Genomic DNA, 4,165 nt, shown 5'->3' on the forward strand with positions numbered 1-4,165 from the left:
ACATCGAACGCAACACAAAGATGCGTCGGTTTTTCCAACTCAAGAAGGTTCAACATCATCGAGATAAAACCGTGAACTGCATTTGTGTGCTGACCGCTCGCGTTTTTGAAGTTGTCCGGGCTTAGCGCGTAAAAGGCTCGAAATGCCAACGAGTGCCCGTCAATAAGTAAAAGGGTAGGCTTTTCGCTAGCGCTCATGCCCGCTAGCCTACTTCGCCAAGGAGTCAAATTATGTCCGACCAACCCATCAAAGCCTCAGATCGCGCACTAGAGCTTATGAAGCAGCGCGGGCTTGGCTCACTCGCTGAAAAGATGGGTATTGAGCTAATTGAGCTCAGTGCGGACCGTGCGGTTGCCACTATGCCGGTAGCGGGAAATACGCAACCTATTGGATTACTGCACGGCGGAGCTCACGTCGTACTCGCCGAATCACTGGGTTCGTTTGCGGCCAACGTCCACGCTCACCCATGGGGGTATGCGGTTGGCATCGAGCTAAACGCCACCCACCACGCATCTATTACCGAAGGTTTGGTTACCGGAACCTGCGTCGCAATCAAGCTGGGTAAGACACTGACAAGTCATGAGATCACAATGACGGATGAAACCGGTCGACTGCTCTCCACGGTTCGTATTACTAACTACCTAAGACCAAAGGACCAGTAGCTACTTATCTCCAAGCTGTTCAAGGACAGCTTTGGCGACCTGGGCCATCGATAGCCTGCGGTCCATAGAGGCCTTCTGTATCCAGCGGAAAGACTCTGGCTCACTGAGCTTCATCTTGCTCTGCAAAAGGCCTTTGGCGCGGTCCATAAGCTTTCTAGTTTCAAGGCGATCGCTCAGATCTGCGATCTCGGCCTCTAGTGATACCAGTTCCTCGTGCCTACTAAGTGCAATCTGGATTGCAGGAAGTAGATCACTTGGCTTGAAGGGCTTCGTTACGAATGCCATAGCCCCAGCTTCGGCAGCCCTGGCAACTAGATCTGATTGCGAAAAAGCGGTCAGCAGCACCACGGGAATCTTCAGCTCTGCGATTTTCTCAGCGGCACTAATGCCATCGAGTTTTGGCATCTTGATGTCCATCACAACAAGATCAGGCTCTAGTTCGGTTGCTAGTTTGATTGCCTCTTCACCATCTGCCCCTTCACCGACCACTTCGTAGCCGGCCTCCTGCAGCGTAGCTACCACGTCCATGCGAATAAGACCTTCGTCTTCAACGACTACAACTCTCAGTGCATCTGCCATGGGAATACCCTATAACTAGCTGTCCAAACATCCACTAGAATTTACAAGCTTGCCGGGATGGCGGAATGGTAGACGCGTCGCACTCAAAATGCGATGTCCTCTGGGCGTGTGGGTTCGAGTCCCACTCTCGGTACAAAAAGCAAAAGCGGTGGTTTCCCACCGCTTTTCTTTATTTAACCCTTATTAGTTGCCGTAGCCAGGTGCAGCAAGGTGAACGGCATCTCCTACGCGGTGAACGCGCAGGCTGTTGGTCGAACCAGGGATCCCTGGAGGGGAACCGGACACGATCACGACCTCATCACCCACGCGGCATTTACCGCTGGATAGCACGATCTCGTCGACTTGGCGAATCATTTCGTCGGTGTGCTTAACCTTCTCCACCTTGAAGGTGGTCGCTCCCCAAACTAGTGAAAGCTTGCGGCGCACCTCCTCGCTAGGGGTAAATGCCAGCACCGGAACACCTGAGCGCAGGCGTGAAACACGACGGAGGGTATCGCCAGATTCGGTGAATACGCAGACGAATTTAGACCCCAGAAGCTCAGCTATTTCCATAGCCGCAAGCACAACCGCACCGGAGTGAGTGTGAGGCTTGGTGCCAAGTGCAGGAATTCGATCCATGCCATTCTCTTCGGTTGACTCGATGATGCGAGCCATGGTCTGAACGGTCTCAATTGGGTACTCGCCAACCGAGGTCTCGCCAGAAAGCATTAACGCATCAGCGCCATCCAGCACAGCATTCGCAACGTCAGAAGCCTCAGCGCGGGTTGGGCGTGATGCGTTGATCATGGTCTCAAGCATCTGAGTGGCAACGATCACCGGCTTGGCCCAGCGACGCGCTAGTTCGACGGCACGCTTTTGAACCAGTGGAACATGTTCCAAAGGAAGCTCCACACCTAGGTCACCGCGAGCCACCATCACGCCATCAAAGGCATCAATGATTTCCTCAAGGTTCTCAACTGCCTGTGGCTTCTCAATCTTTGCGATGGTTGGGACAAAGCGGCCCTCTTCGGCCATGATCTCGTGAACGCGAACAATGTCCTTGGCGTTTCTCACAAAGCTGAGTGCGATCATGTCGGCACCAAGCTTTAGAGCCCAACGTAGGTCGTCCTCGTCCTTTTCACTCAGCGCAGGAACGTTTACCGCAACACCGGGAAGGTTGATTCCCTTGTTGTTGGAAACCTGTCCGCCAATTTCAACCACGCAGGTGACGGTTGTTGCGTCCACTGCGGTTGCGCGCAGACCAATGCGGCCATCGTCAATCAAAAGCTGGTCTCCAGGCTTTACATCTCCGGGCAGACCCTTATAGGTGGTGGAGCAAATGTTCACATCACCCTGAATTTCGTCGGTGGTGATCTTGAAGGCTGCACCATTGACCAAGTTGACCTTGTCCTCGGCAAAGCGGCCTAGGCGGATCTTTGGTCCCTGTAGGTCAACCAAAATACCGACGCTCTTACCTACGTCTGCAGCGGCCTTGCGAATGGATGCGTAAACAGCCTCGTGAACCTCGTGTGAGCCGTGGCTCAGGTTCATTCGAGCAACGTCAACACCCGCTTCGATAACGGCTTTGGCCTTGTCATAGTCCGCAATAGCAGGACCGAATGTTGCCACAATTTTGGCGCGTCTCATTTATAACTACTTACCTTTTCAATTGGTTAGCTGTAAACCGAAATTGGTCTATCAGTTGGCTTCACTGGGAAGGGAAGCCCTGTCTCACCTTCGAGATATTCGTCAATCGCGGCAGCGGCGGCACGACCTTCGGCTATAGCCCAAACTATCAGGCTTTGGCCTCTTCCGGCGTCACCTGCAGCAAACAATCCATCTGCCACCTTGTAACGGCCGTCTCTAGCAACATTTCCCCTTGAATCCATAGGGGTCGAAAGCTGTGTGGATAGTTCCTGGGTCTCTGGCCCAACAAAGCCAAGTGCCAGGAAAACTAGGTCTGCAGGTAAAATGCGCTCGGTGCCAGCTTTAGGAACTCGCTTGCCGTCCACGAATTCAGTGTCGGCTACCTTGACACCCTTGAGAACGCCGTTCTCCCCAACGAATTCAACTGTTGAGTGCAGATACTTGCGCTCACCAAACTCTTCGTGAGCCGATGCAACCTCAAAGAGGTTCGGCATCATCGGCCAAGGCTGGTCGCTGGTGCGCTCTAGCGGAGGCTGTGTTCCGATTGCCAAAGTGGTGACGCTCAGCGCGCCTTGACGTGTTGAGGTGCCAAGACAGTCTGCACCGGTATCTCCACCGCCAAGGATGATTACGTGCTTTCCGGATGCATCGATCTGAGATTCGACCTGATCGCCGGCAACAACCTTGTTGGACTGTGCCAAATAATTCATCGCAAAGTGAACGCCTTCAAGTTCCCTGCCAGTGACGGCGAGATCTCTAGGAACCATTGCACCGGTTGCAATTAGAACTGCGTCATAGCGCTTCTGAAGTTCATCCCAGGTGATGTCAACACCAACATTGACCGAGGTCCGGAAGCGAGTGCCTTCGGCTTCCATTTGCGCTACGCGACGATCAATGAGGTGCTTTTCCATCTTGAAATCCGGAATGCCATAACGCAGCAATCCGCCAATACGGTCATCGCGTTCGTAAACCGCCACGGTGTGACCCGCTCTGGTTAGCTGCTGAGCAGCAGCGAGTCCAGCAGGTCCAGAGCCAACCACCGCGATGGTCTTGCCGGTTAGGCGCTCCGGGATGCTCGGGGTTACAAAACCATTCTCAAAGGCGTCATCGATGATGGATACTTCGATCTCCTTGATTGTGACTGCGGGTTGGTTGATAGCCAAAACGCAGGAGCTCTCGCAGGGAGCAGGACACAGCCTTCCGGTGAACTCCGGGAAGTTGTTAGTTGCGTGTAGCCGGTCAATCGCCTCTTTGTTTCTGCCGCGGTGAGTTAGGTCGTTCCACTCCGGAATCAGGTT

The 4,165-nt window shown here is 53.6% G+C and carries 4 protein-coding genes, 1 tRNA gene and 1 pseudogene; 2 read left to right on the forward strand and 4 right to left on the reverse strand.

Annotation, left to right across the window (positions count from 1 at the left end):
* Positions 1–197: pseudogene (locus AC128V_RS06645) on the reverse strand (hypothetical protein); the annotation flags it as partial.
* Between the two features lie 33 nt (positions 198–230).
* On the opposite strand from AC128V_RS06645, the gene AC128V_RS06650 reads away from it, so the two are divergent.
* Positions 231–662 (forward strand): PaaI family thioesterase, encoded by a 432-nt coding sequence (locus AC128V_RS06650; protein ID WP_482763890.1) that lies wholly within the window; start codon positions 231–233, stop codon positions 660–662.
* On the opposite strand, the gene AC128V_RS06655 is transcribed toward AC128V_RS06650, so the two are convergent.
* The gene (locus AC128V_RS06655) at positions 663–1,241 is read right to left on the reverse strand and encodes an ANTAR domain-containing response regulator (RefSeq protein ID WP_482763891.1); all 579 of its coding nucleotides are present in this window, start codon (positions 1,239–1,241) and stop codon (positions 663–665) included.
* Positions 1,242–1,292: 51 nt separating this feature from the next.
* On the opposite strand from AC128V_RS06655, the gene AC128V_RS06660 reads away from it, so the two are divergent.
* Positions 1,293–1,374: transfer RNA gene (locus tag AC128V_RS06660), tRNA-Leu, on the forward strand.
* Positions 1,375–1,424: 50 nt separating this feature from the next.
* Here the strand turns inward: AC128V_RS06660 and pyk are convergent.
* A complete protein-coding gene (gene pyk, locus AC128V_RS06665) occupies positions 1,425–2,867 on the reverse strand; it encodes a pyruvate kinase (RefSeq protein ID WP_482763892.1) in 1,443 nt (480 codons plus the stop codon).
* A gap of 26 nt (positions 2,868–2,893) precedes the next feature.
* Positions 2,894–4,165 (reverse strand): glutamate synthase subunit beta (locus AC128V_RS06670; RefSeq protein ID WP_482763893.1); only part of this gene is annotated, 1,272 nt, incomplete at its 5' end.

The organism is Aquiluna sp., from assembly GCF_965064355.1.

Bases quoted from the DNA above. Each gene is read 5' to 3' on its own strand.
- AC128V_RS06650 (WP_482763890.1), top strand. From the start codon at position 231: ATGTCCGACCAACCCATCAAAGCCTCAGATCGCGCACTAGAGCTTATG.
- AC128V_RS06655 (WP_482763891.1), bottom strand. From the start codon at position 1,241: ATGGCAGATGCACTGAGAGTTGTAGTCGTTGAAGACGAAGGTCTTATT.
- pyk (WP_482763892.1), bottom strand. From the start codon at position 2,867: ATGAGACGCGCCAAAATTGTGGCAACATTCGGTCCTGCTATTGCGGAC.